Below are 17579 nucleotides of genomic sequence, written 5' to 3'. Positions count from 1 at the left end.
TGGTTAATTTTCCGGAAATGGAACCCCTTGAATTTAAAGGATTGGTTAAAGGCTTCTTGCCGCTTCCAGCACCTCGTCGGCGTGGCCGTCGACCCGGACATTACGCCAGATCTTGGCGACCTTGCCGTCGGCGCCGAGCAATATCGTGGTGCGAAGAACTCCCAGGAAGGTCTTGCCATACATCGATTTTTCGCCCCAGACGCCGTAGGCCTCCAACATCTCATGCTTCTCATCCGAGATCAGGGGGACGCCGAGACCGTGCTTGTCGCGAAACTTCTCCTGGGCCTTTAACGGATCGGCGGAGATACCAAGCACCGCCGTGCCAGCCGTGGCGAAGGCGCCGGTCAGCCGGGTGAAGTCGATGGCCTCCCTGGTGCAGCCCGGCGTGTCGGCGCGGGGATAGAAGAACAGGACGAGCTTCTGGCCGGCATAATCCGATAGCGCAACGACACCGCCGCCGTCGCGGGGCAGGCGGAAGGCGGGAGCCTTCTGGCCCTCGGCCAAGGCGGCCTTTGCCGCCGTTCCGGGCGCGGAGGCGGATTTAGAAGAATTTAACCGCTTCGATGCGGCCTTATGCGATGCTGCTTTTGCTATCGTTCCAGTTGATTTGCTCGCCGGTGTCCGCTGTGTTTTCGCGGACTTTGTTTGAGTCGCGGCCCGCGTTTTCAGGGGCGCCTTTTTAGCCGTCGAACTGCCGGAGGGCGTTTTGGACGATTTCTTTCGGGATTTCTGGGACATACGCCTTCCTTTCGTCGCTTTCGGCGGGTCAACCAAAGCGGTATTACAGCCTTCGTCCGGTGTGCCGGAATCGCGCCCTCAGGTAGGCGAGTCTGACGACGCCGGAGTCTGGTTACAAGGAATTACACGCACCACCCCACTGCTCGTTGAACGCGCTCCCGGGGCGAAATGACGAACAGCAGGAACATTCGAGGTATGGCGGCAATGCCGGCGCAGGGAGCTTCGCTTCCGGTCGACGGCTGCGGTCCTGGCGGCGCTCAATCCCACGACGGGCGCCTGTATCGAGAGGCAATGGCAAGGAATACGTCGCCCCAGGACCACAATCGGGATTTGGATCGGCGCGGCGGCCAACAAGAGTCGCAGCAATGGGACGACGCCGATTGGGATTCGGATCAGGAAGCGGCGGCGGGCCATCGGGCGCGCCGGCTGTTGTCGCGTTCCAGTTCGGGCTTCCATCGTTTCGGTGACGGGTTTGGGAGGTTGCGCCGCTGGCTGGGTGGTGGGCGCTGGCTAAAGCGTACGGCCGTGGTCGTCGGTGCCCTGGCCGTCATCTTCGTCGGCTGTTTCGGCGCGCTGTGGTGGCGGCTCGGCGCCGGTCCCATCAATCTGGACATTGCGACGCCGTGGCTCGCCGCGGCGATCGAGGACAATATAGGCCACGGCAACACGGTTGAGGTCGGTGGCACGCAGATCGAGCGGACCGGGCGGATCCGCATCGCCGTGCGTATCCGTGACATCGTCGTGCGCGACCAGGATCACGCCATTGTCGCCACCGCGCCGAAGGCTGAGGTGAGGCTGTCGGGTGCGGGTCTGCTGATGGGACGCCTGCGCGCCGAAAGCCTCAACCTCGTCGATGCCGAGCTCGCGATCCGGATCGCGCCCGACGGCACCGTCACAGTGTCGGCCGGCGACACCGCAAAGCCGCTCGCAACCGGCGTTGCCTCCAAGAAGGACGCGGGCCTGCCACCGACATTCCCGCGCAACGGTGGCCCACCGCCGCCATTCGCAACAGTGCCTGCGAGCCCGGACGCATCGCAAGCCGCCGCCCAGGCCACGCCCCCGAGTGGGATTCTTCAGGGTCTCGACTGGCTCGACAGTCTGAGCATGACCGGCCTCGACGGCCAGAACCTCAACGAGATCGGCCTGAAGAACGGCAATCTGGTCGTTGACGATCAGCAGCGCGGCAGCAAATGGACGTTTGAGAACATCACGCTCAGCCTGCGCCGGCCGAGCCGTGGCGGCGTCGCGCTCAGCCTCGGCGAGGAGGGCGCGCGTCCGTGGTCGCTGCGTGCCACGATCGGCCCCGCCGAGAATGGCGTGCGCTCGGTCGACATCCGCGCCGACAAGGTCTCGACCGCCAACATCCTGCTGGCGTTGCGGGTGAAGGACCTCACCTATACCGCCGACCTGCCGCTGACCGGCGAGCTCAAGGGCGAGCTCGGCCGCGACGGCGTGCCGACATTCTTCCGCGGCAAGATTGCGATCGGCGCGGGCAACATCATCGACACCGACACGCCCGACTACCCGATGGCGATCGACTCGGCCGAGATCAATGTCGAGTGGGATTCGAACCGGCGGGTGTTGGTCGCGCCGTTCAAGATTCTGTCGGGCGCGAACCGCCTGACCCTTCTGGCCCATCTCGAGCCGCCCAACGGCACCATCAATGACTGGCAGCTCGGCTTCAGCGGCGGTTCGATCCTGCTGGGCGGCATCGACAACGAGCCGCCGCTGGTCTTCAACCGGATTGCGATCGGCTTCCGCTTCGACACCGACCACAAAAGGCTGCTGTTGACGCAGGCCGATATCTCCAACGGAGAGATCGGCGTCGCCGGCACCGGTGCGATCGACTATTCGGGCGAGCCAAGGCTGACATTGGGTTTTGCGGGAACGCCGATGTCGGCCTCCGCGCTCAAGCGGATGTGGCCGACGCTTGTCGTTCCCGAATTGCGCGAATGGGTGATCGAGCGGATCGAGCGTGGCACGCTCCAGCGCATCGAGATCGGCGTCAATTCGCCGGTCAAGAATCTTCCGCGCAGGGGTCCACCCATTCCCGACGACGGCCTGTCGGTCAATATCGTTGCAAGCGGTGTCGCGGTTCGCCCCGTGGATGGCATGCCGGTGGTGCACGATGCCGATTTGAAGGCGCGCGTGACCGGGCGCACCGCGACCGTGAATATCGGGCAGGGCATTGCCGATACCCCGGCGGGCCGCAAGATCACGATTTCCGACTTCGTGTTCGAGGTGCCTGATATGGTTCCCAAGCCGTCGCCGTCGCGGACCAGGTTCCGTGCCGATGGCCCAGTGCCTGCGGCCGCCGAAATGCTTTCCAATGATCGCCTGAGCGATCTGTCGTCGACCGCCATCGATCCCAACACCAGCAAAGGGACGTTCTCGGCGAACATCCAGCTGGGCCTGCCGGTCAAGGGCGAGCTGACCAAGGCCGACACCACCTATACCGTCACCGCCGATCTCAACGGTTTTGCTGCCGACAAGCTGGTCATGAACCAGAAGCTGGAAGCCAACAACCTCAAGATCGTCGCGAACAACCAGGGCTATCAGGTCAAGGGCGACGTCAAGATCAACGGACAGGCGGCCTCGCTCGACTACCGCAAGCCGGCTGAGGGCGATGCGGACGTCAAATTGCAGGCCACGCTCGACGATGCGGGCCGCGCGCGCCTCGGATTCGATCTGAGCCCCGCCGTCAGCGGATCGCTGCCGATCAAGCTGTCGGGCAAGATCGCAGGAGGGCCCGACCAGACGACGAAGCTCGGCGTCGAGGCCGACCTGACCTCGGTCAGGCTCGACAACATCCTGCCCGGCTGGGTCAAGTTGCCGGGCAAATCGGGAAAGGCCAGCTTCAAGCTGGTGCCGACGGCGCAATCGACGCGTCTGGAGGACATCGTCGTCGAAGGCGGCGGCGCCTCGATCAAGGGGGCGCTTGAGGTCGATGCCAGCGGCGACCTCATGAACGCGAACTTCCCGACCTACGCCCCGTCCGACGGCGACAAGGCGTCGCTGAAGGTGGAGCGAGGCCAGGACGGCGTGATCAAGGGCACGATGCGCGGCGACGTATTCGACGGCCGCGGCTTCCTGAAGTCGGCGATCTCAGGCAATTCCAAGGACGATGCCAAGAGCAAGACAAAGAACGTCGATTTCGACATCGACGTGAAGCTCGGCGCCGTCATGGGTTTCAACGGCGAGGCGATGCGCAGCGTCGACGCCAAGATGTCGCGCCGCAGCGGCGCGGTCAAAGCCTTCACGCTGAGCGGCAGGATCGGAAAAGACACGCCCGTGGCGGCCGATTTGCGCGGCGGCCGCGCCCAGGGCAACCGTGAGGTGATCTATCTCCAGACCAACGATGCCGGCAGCTTCCTGCGCTTCACCGACACCACCAACAAGGTCTTCGGCGGCCAGATGGTGGTGGCGATGGAGCCGCCGACGTCAGAGCCTACGACAAGGGAAGGCCTGATCAACGTGCGCGACTTCACGGTCAAGGGAATGGAACAGCTCGATCGCGTCGCGGCGGGCGCTGCCAACGGCGCGCAGAGCGGCGTGGCCTTCACGGCGTTGCGCGCGGAGTTCACGCGGCAGAGCGGCGCGCTCACGATCCGCGACGGCGTGGTCAAGGGTCCGATGGTCGGCGCCACCATCGAGGGCTCGATCGACTTTCCCGGCAACCAGGTGTGTATGAGCGGCACCTTCGTGCCGATGTACGGGTTGAACAACATGTTCGGACAGATTCCGGTACTCGGGCTGTTCCTGGGTGGTGGCGATAAAGAGGGACTGATCGGCGTGACCTACGAGGTCGTCGGCACGCCGGCGGCGCCCGTGATGCGCGTCAATCCGGTCTCGGCCATGGTGCCGGGCGTGTTCCGCAAGATATTCGAGTTCAACACCGGCAAGCAGAACACGCCGTTCGAGGAATTCCCCTCGCAGTCGCACGATGGTTCGACCGGATCGCCGCGTCAACTATCGAGCGGCTGCAGCATCGCGCGGCGATAGCGCGCTGGGCTGATTCGCCGAGTGCGATCAGGTCGGGCCACCGCCGAGTCAGCCTACGCCGCGCGCACGCCGGCCAGGAACGTCCCGACTTCGCCGGAGAGCTGCTCGGCCTGCTTGGAGAGGTTCGAGGCGGCTGCGAGCACCATGCCTGCGGCATTGCCGGTCTCGTTCGCTGCCGTGCTGACGCCGCCGATATTGGTGGTGACTTCCTGGGTCGCCTCCGCGGTCTGCGAAACGCTGCGGGCGATCTCGGCGGTGGCGGCGCCTTGCTCCTCGATCGCGGCCCCGATCGAGGTCGCGATCCGGCTGACTTCCTCGATGGTGGCGGTGATGCCGCCGATGGCGTCCACGGCCTCCTTGGTCGCGCCCTGGATCTGCGCGATCTTGTCACCGATCTCGCGGGTCGCTTCCGCGGTCTGGCTCGCCAGCGATTTCACCTCGGAGGCGACGACGGCAAAGCCGCGGCCGGCTTCACCGGCGCGCGCGGCCTCGATGGTGGCGTTGAGCGCGAGCAGATTGGTCTGCGCCGCGATGCTGGAGATCAGCTCGGCGACATGCTCGATTTGCTGGGCACCGTCGGAGAGGGCGCGCACGATGGTGTCGGTGCGGCGTGCGCTGTCCACGGCGCGGCCGGTGACCTCGGCGGATTGCGCGACCTGACGGCTGATCTCGGTGATGGAGGAGGAGAGTTCTTCGGCGGCGGCCGCGACCGTCTGAACGCGCTGGCTGGCTTCGGTGGCGGCCGAGCCGACCACGGCGGCGCGGCGGTTGGTGCCTTCCGCGGTCGATGACATCGACTTGGCGGTGACCTCCAGTTCGCCGGAGCCCGAGGCCATCAGGCCGACGAGCTGGCCGACGGAGGCATCGAACCGGTCGGCAAGCGAGATCAGCGCATCGCGCTTCTCCTGCTCGCTGCGGGTCTTGGTGGCGACCTGCTCGGCCTCCAGGTTACGCGCTGTCAGCGCGGTCTGCCTGAGCACTTCGAGGGTCTCGGCCATGCGGCCGATCTCGTCGCCGCGACCGGTTTCCTCGACTGGCTTGTCGATGGCGCCTTCGGAAATCTCCTGCATGCGGGTCTTCTGGCGGTCGAGCGCGCTCAGCACGTCGCGGGCGATCAGCCAGGACAGGGTCGCCATCAGCAGCATCAGGCCAACGCCGATCCCGGCAAGCTCGAGCGTCAGCGCGCGGACGTCGGCGCCGATGTCGTCGACATAGAGGCCGTAGCTGATCGTCGCGTTCCAGGGCGCAAACTTGCGCGTGAAAACGGTCTTGCGGACGGGCTCCGTCTGGCCGGGGCGGGGGTAGAGATATGAGGTTACGCCGCCCTGAGCAGTCTGGTTGCCGGCACTTATGATCGCATCTGCGATGAGGACACCGTTGGAGTCCTTTGCACCCGTGATCTTGCCTTCGAGCTGCTGGTTCGCGCCGTTCACCAGGATCGAGGTATCGGCGTTATAGACCACCGGGTAGCCCTGGTTACCGTTGAATGTCATGCGCCGTCCGCGCATGTGGAACTGGGCCTTCGCTTCGGCCTGCGTCAGCTTGCCGGCGGTGACGTCGTCCTGGACCGACTGGGCAAGGGTGTAGAGGATGTCGACCGCTGTCTTCATCTGCTGGACCCGGTCTTCCATCATGCGGCTCTTGCTGAGGAAGGCCGATACCGCGATGATGGCCGTGATTGTGAGAGCCGCGAGGCAGACCATGCTGGTAAGCTTGGTGCGGATCTTCAGATGGCTCAGCAGCTTCATCGCAGCCTCTACGAAATGGTTGTTATTGCTCGCATCAGTAGCATGAAGTTCTTACCATTCATGAACATAGCTATGCCTCGACCCGCTGCGGGACAGCCGCTGCGCAACCTTATGCGCAAGCGTGCAGGCAAAACGCCATGCATCGCCGTGCACCCGTATTTTTGCGGAAGGATATCGTTCTCAGACTTTGGTGGTGATCGAGATTGGCAGGACGGCCGATGAACCGATTCGTTCACCGCATCATCATGTCCTTGCTGCTCGTGGCGGCCCTCGTTCTGATCTGGAACGTGCTGGGGACGCGCTGAGCCGGCACCGGCAAATCCGCCGGTACCGACTTGCTTGCGAGATAACTAGGAGCCTTAGCGCCGTGCGAATGCGCCGCCGGTCGAATCGCTTTCCTTGCCTATTGCCGCATCGACGCTGACCGATCCGCCGCCGGCTGCCGAGAGGTAGAGGCAGGCGAAGCAGAACAGGATCGCCGCGGTGCCGCCATTGAGCAGCGGCAGGAACACCGGCGTTTCGCCCTTGAACATATGGCCCATGAAGTAGGCGAAGGCCATTTCACCCGAGAGAATGAATGCCGCGAGGCGGGTGAACAGGCCGAGCATCAAGAGCGCGCCAAGCACGAGCTCGATCGTACCGGCCGCGTAGATGATCGGCGGGATGTTCGCGAAGTAGGGCAGCACCGGAAACTTGAACAGTTTGGCGATCCCGTACTGGAACAGCAAGAGGCCGGTGACGAAGCGAAACAGGCTCAAGAGAACCGGTTGAAAGCGATTGAGATAGGCAAAGTTCATTGGTTTGTCCCTCCATCCAATGCGCGACTTGGAACGTATTCAGTTCCGCCTCGCAAGCCACCCGGGATCGATTCCGCGCTGACATTTTCGTCATGTAGGACAAAACACCGCAGTTTGCCGCTTCACTCCGGCTGCGCCGAATTTTTTTCACGCGTGGCCTCGTGAGTCGTACGTAATTTCCCGGTGACATCGAGGGATGCAGGTTACGTCGAGGAGACCTACCGCCGCAAGGCGGGCACGACCAGGAACGGGATCATCCCGAGCACCACGCTCGCAAGTGCGAAAGCGAGCAGCGCGTTGTAGCCATGGGTCGCGTCATGGATCAGGCCGCCGCTCCAGGAGCCGAACGCCGAACCGAGGCCGCTGCCGATCGAGATCGTGCCGAAGATGGTGCCGACACGCTTACCCCGAAAAATCTTCATCGCGGTTGCCGTGATCAGCGGTCCACGCGAGCCCATCATGCTGCCGAAGCAGACGACGAAACCGGAGAGCACAATGATGTTGGGGGTGTACTGCAACAGCCACAGCAGGAAGATGCCGAGGATCGAGATCGCGTAGCTCAGCAGCACCGACGGCCTACGCCCGATCAGCCCGTCGAGCGCGGAGACGCCGAGCATGCCGAACACCAGCACGACGCCGGAAAAGCCCCAGGCGGTCGCGGCCTGGAGCGGCGGAAAGCCGGCATCGATCAGATAGGCCACGATCTGCGCGGCGATCGCATACATGCCGACGGCAGTGAAGAAGAATGTCGAGAACAGCGCCCAGAAGGCGTGATGGCGCATTGCGCTCGGAAGCGTCCAGCCGTGATCGACGAAATCCGGATCGGTCTTCTTCGCGATGTGCGGCGAGCCTGAGGCGAACAGCCGCCATGGCAGCAGCATGAGCGGCACCAGCAGGCCGAGCGTGACGAAGCCGAACAGCTGGTAGGTTTCGCGCCAGCCGAGATGATCGATCAAAAGCTGCGAAGCCGGCAGCAGCGCCAGCACGCCGCCACCCATGGCCGAATAGACGACCGCCATCGCGGTCGGCAGTTTTGGGCCGAACCAGCGGCCCAGCAGAATCGAGTTCGGCACGTTGCCGATGAAGGCGACGCCGATGCCGACGCACAATCCAATCGAGAGCTGGAATTGCCAGAGCGACTGCGCATGGCTTGCGATCAGGAAGGCCGAGCCGAGCAGCAAGAGACCGAGTGCATAGACGATGCGCGGTCCGGAATGATCGAACAGGCGCCCGACCAGCGGTGCAGTCAGTCCGCTGACGAGCCAGGTCAGCGAATAGATCGAGACGACTTGGGCGCGATCCCAGCCGAAGTTTTCCGAGATCGGCTTCAGGAAGACGGTAAAGCTTTCGCTGAGGCCGCGGCCGAGCACGGCGAGCGTGAAGCAGAGCGCGAGCACCACCAGCGCGGTGCGCGCGACGCCCTGCGGCGTCGCTGTGACGCGTTCCCTGGTCGCTTGCTTGGACTGTTCCTTGGACCGTTCCCTGGGCGTGTTCTGGTTCATTGCCAGTCAGGGAGCGCGCTTCGGCGCGCCCTGACAAGCAGCGAAAAGCTCATACGCCTATGCAGGCCTGATGAGGATGTGCTTCTTCTTGCCGAACGACAGCTTGACCACGCCCTCCGGGGTCAGGTTGGCCACTGAGAGCGTCATCTTCTCGTCGGTGACGGGCTCGTCATTGACGCGCAGACCGCCACCCTTGATCTGGCGCCGTGCTTCGCCGTTGGAGGCAACGAGGCCCGCCTTGACGAAGGCGTTGAGCACGCCGAGGCCGGCGTCGAACTCGCCGCGCGGAATTTCCACGGTCGGCAGCTTCTCGGACAACGCGCCTTCCTCGAAGGTGCGGCGCGCGGTCTCGGCCGCCTCGTTCGCTGCGTCGCGGCCATGCAAGAGCGCGGTCGCCTCGGTGGCGAGCACCTTCTTGGCCTCGTTGATCTCGGAGCCGCCGAGCGCTTCGAGCTTCCTGATCTCGCTGATCGGCAGCGTTGTGAACAGTTTCAGGAATTTGCCGACGTCGGCATCCTCGGTGTTGCGCCAGTACTGCCAGAAATCATACGGCGAGAACTGGTCGGCGTTGAGCCAGACCGCGCCTTGCGCGGTCTTGCCCATCTTGGCGCCCGACGCCGTCGTCAGCAGCGGCGTCGTCAGCGCGAACAATTGGTGGGTGCCCATCCGGCGGCCGAGATCGACGCCCATGATGATGTTGCCCCACTGGTCCGAGCCGCCCATCTGCAAGCTGCAGCCGGTGCGTCTGGCGAGCTCGACATAATCGTAAGCCTGGCAGATCATGTAGTTGAATTCGATGAAGCTCATCTCCTGCTCGCGCTCGAGGCGGAGCCGCACGGAGTCCATCGTCAGCATACGGTTGACCGAGAAGTGCCGGCCGACGTCGCGCAGCATCTCGATCCAGTTGAGCTTGGTCAGCCACTCGGCATTGTCGAGCATGATGGCGTCGCTCTTGCCGTCGCCATAGCGCAGCACCTTTGCGAACACGCCGCGGATCGAGGCTTTGTTGGCCTCGATCTCGGCGACGGTGCGGATCGCACGCGTCTCGTCCTTGCCGGAGGGGTCGCCGACCATGGTGGTGCCGCCGCCCATCAGCGTGATCGGCTTGTTGCCGGACTGCTGCAGCCAGTGCAGCATCATCATGGTCAGGTAGTTGCCGATGTGCAGGGAGGGGGCGGTGCAATCGTAGCCGACATAAGCCGTCGCCTCGCCCTTGGCCGCGAGCGCGTCCAGCCCCTCAAAATCGGAGCACTGGTGGATGAATCCACGTTCCTGCAGGGTATTGAGGAAATCCGATTTGAATGCAGTCATTTGTCGGCGTGCCTGACAATTCTTGGTTTACTGTTTTGGGGGCAATTTAAGGATCTACTTGGGAACTCGATTGCCGCCCGCCACTTTGGGCTGTGGCATTATAAGATGTGTCCCTCAGGCACAAGATCGGCATGCCGGAGGGGTTCTCTTGAGGACGCTGATCCATGATGTTGACGGCACTTGGTTTGATGAGCGGCACCTCGCTGGACGGGGTGGATGTCGCGCTGATCGAAACCGACGGAAAGCAAGTGAAGGCGTTCGGGCCGTCCGGCTACCGGCCCTATAGCCCGGCGGAGCGCAATTTGCTGCGCCAGGCGCTGAGCGAGGCCGTGCACCTGGCGCAACGCGATGCCCGGCCGGGAATTCTGGCCGAGGCCGAGCGCGCGGTGACGCTCGTGCACGCCGAGGCCGTGGCCGCGTTTATCGCCCAGAACCGGATGAAACCGGAAGACATCGACATCGTCGGATTCCACGGCCAGACCGTGCTGCACCGCCCCGAGAAGCGGCTGACGGTGCAGATCGGCGATGCGCCGGCGCTGGCCAGGGCAATCCATATTCCCGTGATGCATGATTTCCGCGCCGCCGATGTCGAGGCCGGCGGCCAGGGCGCGCCATTCGTGCCGGTCTATCACCGGGCGCTCGCCAACTCGCTGGACCGTGAGGGGCCGATCGTGGTGGTCAATATCGGCGGCGTCTCCAACATCACCTATATCGACGGCAACGATACGCTGATGGCCTGCGATACCGGGCCCGGCAACGCGCTGCTCGACGATTTCATGTACCGCACCATGAACCAGGCGTTCGACGCCGAAGGAAAGTTCGCCGCACTCGGCAAGGTGGATGAAGCCTGGATCGCGCGGGCGCTGGAGCTGCCGTTCTTCGCAAGCCCGCCGCCGAAATCGCTCGACCGCAACGACTTTGCCGCGCTGAAGCTTGGCGAGGTGGTGCCGGCCGACGGCGCCGCGACGCTGACCGCCTTCACCGCCGCGGCGATCGCCCGCGTCATCCCCCTGCTGCCACGAAGGCCGCGGAGCTGGATCGTCTGCGGCGGCGGCGCCCGCAACCGGACCATGCTCCAGATGCTGCGGGAGCGTGTCGGGTCCGCGACTGTCGAGGCCGCCGAGGCGCTCGGCTGGGCTTCCGACGCCATCGAGGCGCAGGCCTTCGGCTTCCTCGCCGCGCGCGGTTTGAAGGGCTTGCCGCTGTCCTATCCGGCTACCACGGGTGTGCCGATGCCGATGACCGGCGGGGTGATCGCGCGGCCCTGAGGTCCAAGCCCGGGATCATGCCGGTTGATGCAAATGCATTGAACTTGACGGTGCATGCAAATGCATCTATCTTTGCATGCAATTGCATCCAAGTGCCGGGGTTCTTGCCGTGACCGCTTCGCTCAAACTGATCAGCCACACGCTTTGTCCCTACGTGCAGCGCGCGGTGATTGCGCTGAAAGAGAAGGGCGTGCCGTTCGAGCGGGTCGATATCGATCTCGCCAACAAGCCCGACTGGTTCTCGAAGCTGTCGCCGCTCGGCAAGGTGCCGGTGCTGGTGGTGACGACCGACAAGGGCGAGGTCGCGCTGTTCGAAAGCAATGTGATCTGCGAGTACATCGAGGAGACGCAAGGCGGCGTCGCGTTGCATCCGGCGGAGGCACTGACGCGCGCTGAGCATCGTGCGTGGATGGAGTTCGGTTCAGCGACCCTCGGTGACCTCTGGGGTTTGGAGACGACGACCGATCCGGCAACATTCGAAGCCAAGCGCCAGGCGCTCGTGACAAAGTTCGCGCGTGTCGAGGCTGCGCTAGGCGCAGGCCCGTTCTTCGCCGGCAATGCGTTCAGCCTCGTCGATGCGGTGTTCGCACCTGTCTTCCGTTATTTCGACGTGTTCGATGAGCTGACCGAACTCGGCATCTTCAAGGATCTGCCGAAGGTGAGGGCGTGGCGCGCCGCGCTGGCGAGCCGTCCGAGTGTTCGCACCGCGGTCGGCGCGGACTATCCGCAATTGCTGCGCGCCTTCCTCGTGCGTCATGATGCGCATCTGCTCAAGCTTGCGGCCTGAGCGCACGCCGATGTCATCGTCATTGGCATGGCTCATACTGGTAATCGCCGGCGTGCTGGACGTCGGCTGGGCGATCTCGATGAAATATGCGGAGGGCTACACGCGCGTTGGCTGGAGCATCGTCTCGCTCGTGCTGCTCGCAGCCTTCGTTGTCCTGCTCGGGCGCGCCCTGAAGGTGCTCGAGGTCGGCGTCGCCTATTCGGTCTGGACCGGCATCGGCGCAGCCGGCACCTTTATCATGGGCGTAGTGCTGTTCGGCGAGACCTTGAGCGCGATGAAGCTTGCGGGCATCGCGCTCGTCTTGATGGGAATCGTCGCGCTCAAGCTGGCTTGAGCCGTCACAGCTCCGCGGCCATCTTCGCCAGCGTTGCGATCGTGTTCATGTTGCGCGCTGTGCCGGTCTTCGCGGCGGGGATGACGAGTTTTGACGACGCCATGCCATCGCCATAGTGCACATAGATCTCGCGGCGGCCGAGCTTGACCTCTTCATCCTTCTGACCGCGAACGCCGGCGAGCGTATCTGCGGGCGGCGCCTTGTCGAGAAAGATCGCGACCGTGCGGTTAGGCGCCATTTTCGGAAACGGATTTTGAGCAGCGACCTCTGCCATCTCGGCGCCGCTGCGCACGAGGACGCCGATCGGCGCGCCGGCGTAGGCGTGCAGTCGCCTTTCCAGCGCGGCCTTGATCGCGGATTCCGATTTGCGGCTGTTAAAAACTACGTTGCCGCTGGCGATGTAGGTGCGTACGGCGTCGAAGCCGAGCTCCTCACACATCGTCTTGAGCTCGCTCATCGGCAGCTTGCCGGTGCCGCCGACATTCACGGCACGCAGCAGGGCGAGGAACGAGCCCATTTGAGGCCTCAGCGCACGTTGGCGAGGCGCATGTCGAGATAGGCCGTGATGGTTTCCATCAGCGGCTCGAGCTTGGCGTCGAAGAAATGGTTGGCGCCGGGAATGACCTGCTGGTCGATCACGATGCCCTTCTGCGTCTTCAGCTTCTCAACCAGCGTGTTGACGTCCTTGGGCGGAACCACCGCGTCCTTCTCGCCATGCACGATCAGGCCCGAGGACGGGCAGGGCGCGAGGAACGAGAAGTCGTAGAGGTTGGCAGGCGGCGCGATCGAGATGAAGCCCTCGACCTCGGGGCGGCGCATCAGCAGCTGCATACCGATCCAGGCGCCGAAGGAGAAGCCGGCAACCCAGCAGGCGCGCGCTTCGGGATTGATGGTCTGCGCCCAGTCGAGCGCGGCGGCCGCATCCGACAACTCGCCGGTGCCGTGGTCGAACGAGCCCTGGCTGCGGCCGACGCCACGGAAGTTGAAGCGCAGCACCGAGAAGCCGCGATGCGCGAACGCGTAGTAGCACTGGTAGATGATCTGATGATTCATCGTGCCGTGAAACTGCGGGTGCGGATGCAGGACCATCGCGATCGGCGCGTTCTTCTGCTTGGCCGGATGATAGCGGCCTTCGAGACGGCCAGCCGGGCCGGTGAAAATAACTTCGGGCATGGATGATCTCTTGATTGATCTCTTGAAGACGCTCTTCAGCAATCAACCGATTGTAGCCTCATCGGCAGCGACGCCGACGGAAGCGCGAATGGAAGTATGGAGCGGGGCGCCCTCGGATGATGCGCGAGCGGCGCGCGGTGAACTGACGCGCGCGTTCTAGCATGAGGCGAGGGTCAAAAAGCAAGCATCTTGAACATCGCCCAATGAGCTCAAGGTGTTAGCGCGTCATGGCGGCGCCATCGCGCGATGGGGATTCGAAATCGAGATTGCCAAGTGCGCCATGGGGCCCCATGTCGGGTACCAGCGCGGGCGAAGCAACCACCCGCATGGTAACATAATACTTCATGCCGAGCCGTATTTACCTCGACTGGAATGCGACCACGCCGCTCCGCGCAGAGGCGCGAAGCGCAATGCTCGCAGCCTACGAACTGATCGGCAATCCATCTTCGGTCCATGCCGAGGGGCGGGAGGCGCGGCGGTTGGTTGAGGATGCGCGTGCCACGCTTGCGGCTGCCGTAGGTGCGCTGCCGCGGAACGTCGTCTTCACCTCCGCGGGAACCGAAGCCAACGCGCTGGCGCTATCGCCGGGCCTGCGGGGGCCGTCTGGCCGGCCTGTCGAGCGCCTGCTGGTCTCGGCCATAGAACATGCTTCGGTGCTGGCAGGCGGACGGTTCCCGGCCGATGAGATCGGTCAGGTCCGGGTCACGCGGTCCGGCGTGATCGACCTCGACCATTTGAAGGCGCTGCTCAGCGACGGCCCGCCGGCGCTGGTTTCCATCATGGCGGCCAACAACGAGACGGGCGCGCTCCAGCCGGCCGCCGAGGCCGCGGCGATCGCTCACGAGGCGAGGGGCCTCCTGCATGTCGATGCAATCCAGGCGCTTGGAAAAATCCCTTTTGATATCAAGGCTATGGGCGCAGACCTTGCGACCTTTTCTGCGCACAAGATCAGCGGCCCCCAGGGCGTCGGTGCGCTGGTCGTGGCCGAGGGTGTGGCCGGACTTGAGCCGGTGCTGCGGGGCGGCGGGCAGGAGCTGAACCGGCGCGCGGGAACCGAAAATGTTGCTGGCATTGCCGGCTTCGGGGCAGCGGTGAGGATCGCCCTTCAGGCTTTGCCGGAGGATGCGGAGCGGATGGCAACCCTCAGGGATCGCTTGGAAGCTGGCATCCGCAGGGTCGCGGGCGCGATCGTCTTCTCGAACGACGTTGAGCGGCTGCCAAATACCGTTCTCTTCACGGCCCCCGGCCTGAAGGCCGAGACCGCGGTGATCGGCTTCGACCTGGAAGGCGTGGCGGTATCCTCGGGCTCAGCCTGTTCCTCGGGCAAGGTGCAGCCGTCTCACGTGCTGTCGGCAATGGGGTATGATGCTGCCGTCGCCCAGGGAGCGGTGCGTCTCAGTCTGGGCTGGTCTACGGGACCGGATGACATCAACAGGGCGTTAGAGGCTTGGCGAAAGCTCGGCAATACCCTACTTAAGGGATAAGCGACGAAACACGGCTTGAATGGTTCTAAGCGCGTGCGTCTCGCCAAGAAACATCGTAATAGTCGTCCGAGTTTGATGATCCACCGCGGTCCTTGAAACCGCGAGCGGAGGATAGAATGCCAGCCGTGCAAGAGACGGTCGAGCGCGTGAAGCGCATCGACGTCGATCAGTATCGTTATGGGTTTGAGACCCTGATCGAGTCCGACAAGGCCCCAAAGGGGCTGTCGGAAGAGACCGTCAAGTTCATCTCCGAGAAGAAGAACGAACCCGCCTGGATGCTCCAGTGGCGGCTTGAGGCCTATCGGCGCTGGCTGACCATGACCGAGCCGACCTGGGCGCGCGTCGACTATCCCAAGATCGACTTCCAGGACCTCTATTACTATTCGGCGCCGAAGCCGAAGAAGACGATCAGTTCGCTCGACGAGATCGATCCGGAGATTCTGAAGACCTACGAGAAGCTCGGCATTCCCCTGCGTGAAGTCGCGATGCTCGAAGGCGTCGAGCCCAAGCCCGGCGATCAGGATCCTAACAGGCGCAAGATCGCGGTCGACGCGGTCTTCGATTCGGTGTCGGTTGCGACTACGTTCCAGGCTGAGCTGAAGAAGGCCGGCGTGATCTTCATGCCGATCTCGGAGGCGATCCGCGAGCATCCCGAGCTGGTGCAGAAATATCTCGGCTCCGTGGTGCCGACGTCGGACAATTTCTACGCGACGCTGAACTCGGCGGTGTTTTCGGACGGCTCGTTCGTCTATGTGCCGCCGGGCGTCCGTTGCCCGATGGAGCTGTCCACTTACTTCCGCATCAACGAGCGCAACACCGGCCAGTTCGAGCGCACGCTGATCATCGCCGACAAGGGCTCCTACGTCTCCTACCTCGAGGGCTGCACCGCGCCGCAGCGCGACGAGAACCAGTTGCACGCCGCCGTGGTCGAGCTCGTCACGCACGACGACGCCGAGATCAAATATTCGACGGTGCAGAACTGGTATCCCGGCAATTCGGAAGGCAAGGGCGGCATCTACAATTTCGTCACCAAGCGTGGCGACTGCCGCGGCGACCGCTCCAAGATTTCCTGGACTCAGGTCGAGACCGGATCCGCGATCACCTGGAAGTATCCAAGCTGCATTCTGCGCGGCGACAATTCCAGCGGCGAATTCTATTCGATCGCGATCTCCAACGGTTATCAGCAGGTCGACTCCGGCACCAAGATGATCCACCTCGGCAAGAACACGTCGAGCCGGATCATCTCCAAGGGCATCGCCGCCGGCAAGTCGCAGAACACCTATCGTGGGCTCGTCACGGCGCATCGCAAGGCGACCGGCGCGCGCAACTTCACGGCCTGCGATTCCCTGCTGATCGGCGACAAATGCGGCGCGCACACCGTGCCGTATATCGAAGCCAAGAACTCGTCGGCGACGTTCGAGCACGAGGCCACCACATCGAAGATCTCCGAGGACGTGCTGTTCTATTGCATCCAGCGCGGCCTCACGCAGGAGGAGGCGGTTGGCCTCGTCGTCAACGGTTTCGTCAAGGACGTGCTTCAGCAGCTGCCGATGGAATTCGCGGTGGAAGCGCAGAAGCTGATCTCGATCTCGCTCGAAGGATCGGTCGGCTAACTCCGACCCTCGCGGTGCGCATCGCGCGCCCTATGCATCATTTGAATAAACTGGACACCAAGATGGCTTTGCTTGAAGTGAAAGACCTCAAGGTTCGTGTCGAGGAGCGTGAGATCCTCCACGGGCTGACGCTGACCGTGAACGAGGGCGAGATCCACGCGATCATGGGGCCGAACGGCTCCGGCAAGTCGACGCTGTCCCACGTCATCGCCGGCAAGCCCGGTTACGAGGTCACCGACGGCGAGATCCTGTTCAAGGGCGAAGACCTGCTCGCGATGGCCCCCAACGAGCGCGCCGCCAAGGGCGTGTTCCTGGCGTTCCAGTATCCGGTCGAGATTCCCGGCGTCTCCACCATGAATTTCCTGCGCACCGCGCTGAATGCGCAGCGCAAGGCGCGCGGCGAGAGCGAATATTCGACGCCTGACTTCTTGAAGAAGGTTCGCGAAGTCTCGAAGTCGCTCAACATCCCGCAGGACATGCTCAAGCGCGGCGTCAATGTCGGCTTCTCCGGCGGCGAGAAGAAGCGCAACGAGGTGCTGCAGATGGCGCTGTTCGAGCCGAGCCTGTGCATCCTCGACGAGATGGATTCAGGCCTCGACATCGACGCGCTGCGCATCGCAGCCGACGGCGTCAACGCGCTGCACTCCCCCAAGCGCGCGATGGTCGTCATCACCCATTATCAGCGGCTGCTGAACTACATCGTGCCCGACGTCGTGCACGTGATGTCGAATGGCCGTGTCGTGAAGAGCGGCGGCAAGGAACTGGCGCTGGAGCTGGAAGCGTCCGGCTACGCCCAGTTCGAGGACGCCGCGTAAGGATTGT

The 17579-nt window shown here is 63.7% G+C and carries 15 protein-coding genes; 7 read left to right on the top strand and 8 right to left on the bottom strand.

The features are described from left to right. Positions 1-45: 45 nt before the first annotated feature. Complete coding sequence (locus tag IVA74_RS19115; RefSeq protein WP_247347230.1) at positions 46-738, bottom strand: peroxiredoxin; 693 nt, start codon at positions 736-738, stop codon at positions 46-48. Between the two features lie 204 nt (positions 739-942). On the opposite strand from IVA74_RS19115, the gene IVA74_RS19110 reads away from it, so the two are divergent. Next, positions 943-4740 (top strand): DUF3971 domain-containing protein, encoded by a 3798-nt coding sequence (locus tag IVA74_RS19110; protein ID WP_247347228.1) that lies wholly within the window; start codon positions 943-945, stop codon positions 4738-4740. Between the two features lie 53 nt (positions 4741-4793). Here the strand turns inward: IVA74_RS19110 and IVA74_RS19105 are convergent, their stop codons facing one another. The 4 genes from IVA74_RS19105 to tyrS all read right to left on the bottom strand — a co-directional run bounded on the left by IVA74_RS19105 (position 4794) and on the right by tyrS (position 10098). After that, a complete protein-coding gene (locus tag IVA74_RS19105) occupies positions 4794-6488 on the bottom strand; it encodes a methyl-accepting chemotaxis protein (protein WP_247347161.1) in 1695 nt (564 codons plus the stop codon). A 359-nt stretch (positions 6489-6847) separates the two neighbouring features. Continuing rightward, positions 6848-7285: a DoxX family protein gene (locus IVA74_RS19100; RefSeq protein ID WP_247347159.1), complete on the bottom strand. Its 438-nt coding sequence runs from the start codon at positions 7283-7285 to the stop codon at positions 6848-6850. Positions 7286-7503: 218 nt separating this feature from the next. Further along, positions 7504-8787: an MFS transporter gene (locus IVA74_RS19095; protein ID WP_247347155.1), complete on the bottom strand. Its 1284-nt coding sequence runs from the start codon at positions 8785-8787 to the stop codon at positions 7504-7506. A 57-nt stretch (positions 8788-8844) separates the two neighbouring features. Further along, entirely contained in the window at positions 8845-10098 is a 1254-nt protein-coding gene (gene tyrS / locus IVA74_RS19090; RefSeq protein ID WP_247347153.1) for a tyrosine--tRNA ligase, read from the bottom strand. A gap of 164 nt (positions 10099-10262) precedes the next feature. Here tyrS and IVA74_RS19085 point away from each other — a divergent pair, with 164 nt between their 5' ends. The 3 genes from IVA74_RS19085 to IVA74_RS19075 all read left to right on the top strand — a co-directional run bounded on the left by IVA74_RS19085 (position 10263) and on the right by IVA74_RS19075 (position 12487). After that, on the top strand, positions 10263-11366 hold the full coding sequence (locus IVA74_RS19085; RefSeq protein ID WP_247347151.1) for an anhydro-N-acetylmuramic acid kinase: 1104 nt from the start codon (positions 10263-10265) through the stop codon (positions 11364-11366). Between the two features lie 109 nt (positions 11367-11475). Continuing rightward, on the top strand, positions 11476-12153 hold the full coding sequence (locus IVA74_RS19080; RefSeq protein ID WP_247347149.1) for a glutathione S-transferase family protein: 678 nt from the start codon (positions 11476-11478) through the stop codon (positions 12151-12153). Between the two features lie 10 nt (positions 12154-12163). Continuing rightward, positions 12164-12487 (top strand): multidrug efflux SMR transporter, encoded by a 324-nt coding sequence (locus IVA74_RS19075; protein ID WP_247347146.1) that lies wholly within the window; start codon positions 12164-12166, stop codon positions 12485-12487. Positions 12488-12491: 4 nt separating this feature from the next. Here the strand turns inward: IVA74_RS19075 and IVA74_RS19070 are convergent, their stop codons facing one another. The 3 genes from IVA74_RS19070 to IVA74_RS40985 all read right to left on the bottom strand — a co-directional run bounded on the left by IVA74_RS19070 (position 12492) and on the right by IVA74_RS40985 (position 14006). Further along, a complete protein-coding gene (locus tag IVA74_RS19070) occupies positions 12492-13004 on the bottom strand; it encodes a DUF1697 domain-containing protein (RefSeq protein ID WP_247347144.1) in 513 nt (170 codons plus the stop codon). An 8-nt stretch (positions 13005-13012) separates the two neighbouring features. Continuing rightward, positions 13013-13660, bottom strand: coding sequence for an alpha/beta hydrolase (locus tag IVA74_RS19065; RefSeq protein WP_007591562.1), 648 nt, complete (start codon positions 13658-13660; stop codon positions 13013-13015). A 217-nt stretch (positions 13661-13877) separates the two neighbouring features. Beyond that, positions 13878-14006, bottom strand: coding sequence for a hypothetical protein (locus IVA74_RS40985; protein WP_256467567.1), 129 nt, complete (start codon positions 14004-14006; stop codon positions 13878-13880). Between IVA74_RS40985 and IVA74_RS19060 the strand changes: the two genes are divergently transcribed. From IVA74_RS19060 to sufC, 3 genes are all read left to right on the top strand, one after another. Further along, positions 14005-15144, top strand: coding sequence for a cysteine desulfurase family protein (locus tag IVA74_RS19060; RefSeq protein ID WP_247347142.1), 1140 nt, complete (start codon positions 14005-14007; stop codon positions 15142-15144). The genes IVA74_RS40985 and IVA74_RS19060 overlap by 2 nt on opposite strands. Positions 15145-15260: 116 nt before the next feature. Further along, positions 15261-16757, top strand: a complete 1497-nt coding sequence (sufB, locus tag IVA74_RS19055) for a Fe-S cluster assembly protein SufB (RefSeq protein ID WP_247347140.1) — start codon at positions 15261-15263, stop codon at positions 16755-16757. 62 nt (positions 16758-16819) lie between these two features. Beyond that, entirely contained in the window at positions 16820-17572 is a 753-nt protein-coding gene (gene sufC, locus IVA74_RS19050) for a Fe-S cluster assembly ATPase SufC (protein ID WP_247347137.1), read from the top strand. Positions 17573-17579: the final 7 nt, after the last annotated feature.

This window comes from Bradyrhizobium sp. 132, from assembly GCF_023074185.1.
Lineage (GTDB): Bacteria > Pseudomonadota > Alphaproteobacteria > Rhizobiales > Xanthobacteraceae > Bradyrhizobium.
This window is presented reverse-complemented; position numbering and strand designations above follow the sequence as displayed.

Bases quoted from the DNA above. Each gene is read 5' to 3' on its own strand.
- IVA74_RS19115 (WP_247347230.1), bottom strand. From the start codon at position 738: ATGTCCCAGAAATCCCGAAAGAAATCGTCCAAAACGCCCTCCGGCAGT.
- IVA74_RS19110 (WP_247347228.1), top strand. From the start codon at position 943: ATGCCGGCGCAGGGAGCTTCGCTTCCGGTCGACGGCTGCGGTCCTGGC.
- IVA74_RS19105 (WP_247347161.1), bottom strand. From the start codon at position 6,488: ATGAAGCTGCTGAGCCATCTGAAGATCCGCACCAAGCTTACCAGCATG.
- IVA74_RS19100 (WP_247347159.1), bottom strand. From the start codon at position 7,285: ATGAACTTTGCCTATCTCAATCGCTTTCAACCGGTTCTCTTGAGCCTG.
- IVA74_RS19095 (WP_247347155.1), bottom strand. From the start codon at position 8,787: ATGAACCAGAACACGCCCAGGGAACGGTCCAAGGAACAGTCCAAGCAA.
- tyrS (WP_247347153.1), bottom strand. From the start codon at position 10,098: ATGACTGCATTCAAATCGGATTTCCTCAATACCCTGCAGGAACGTGGA.
- IVA74_RS19085 (WP_247347151.1), top strand. From the start codon at position 10,263: ATGATGTTGACGGCACTTGGTTTGATGAGCGGCACCTCGCTGGACGGG.
- IVA74_RS19075 (WP_247347146.1), top strand. From the start codon at position 12,164: ATGTCATCGTCATTGGCATGGCTCATACTGGTAATCGCCGGCGTGCTG.
- IVA74_RS19070 (WP_247347144.1), bottom strand. From the start codon at position 13,004: ATGGGCTCGTTCCTCGCCCTGCTGCGTGCCGTGAATGTCGGCGGCACC.
- IVA74_RS19065 (WP_007591562.1), bottom strand. From the start codon at position 13,660: ATGCCCGAAGTTATTTTCACCGGCCCGGCTGGCCGTCTCGAAGGCCGC.
- IVA74_RS19060 (WP_247347142.1), top strand. From the start codon at position 14,005: ATGCCGAGCCGTATTTACCTCGACTGGAATGCGACCACGCCGCTCCGC.
- IVA74_RS40985 (WP_256467567.1), bottom strand. From the start codon at position 14,006: ATGAAGTATTATGTTACCATGCGGGTGGTTGCTTCGCCCGCGCTGGTA.
- sufB (WP_247347140.1), top strand. From the start codon at position 15,261: ATGCCAGCCGTGCAAGAGACGGTCGAGCGCGTGAAGCGCATCGACGTC.
- sufC (WP_247347137.1), top strand. From the start codon at position 16,820: ATGGCTTTGCTTGAAGTGAAAGACCTCAAGGTTCGTGTCGAGGAGCGT.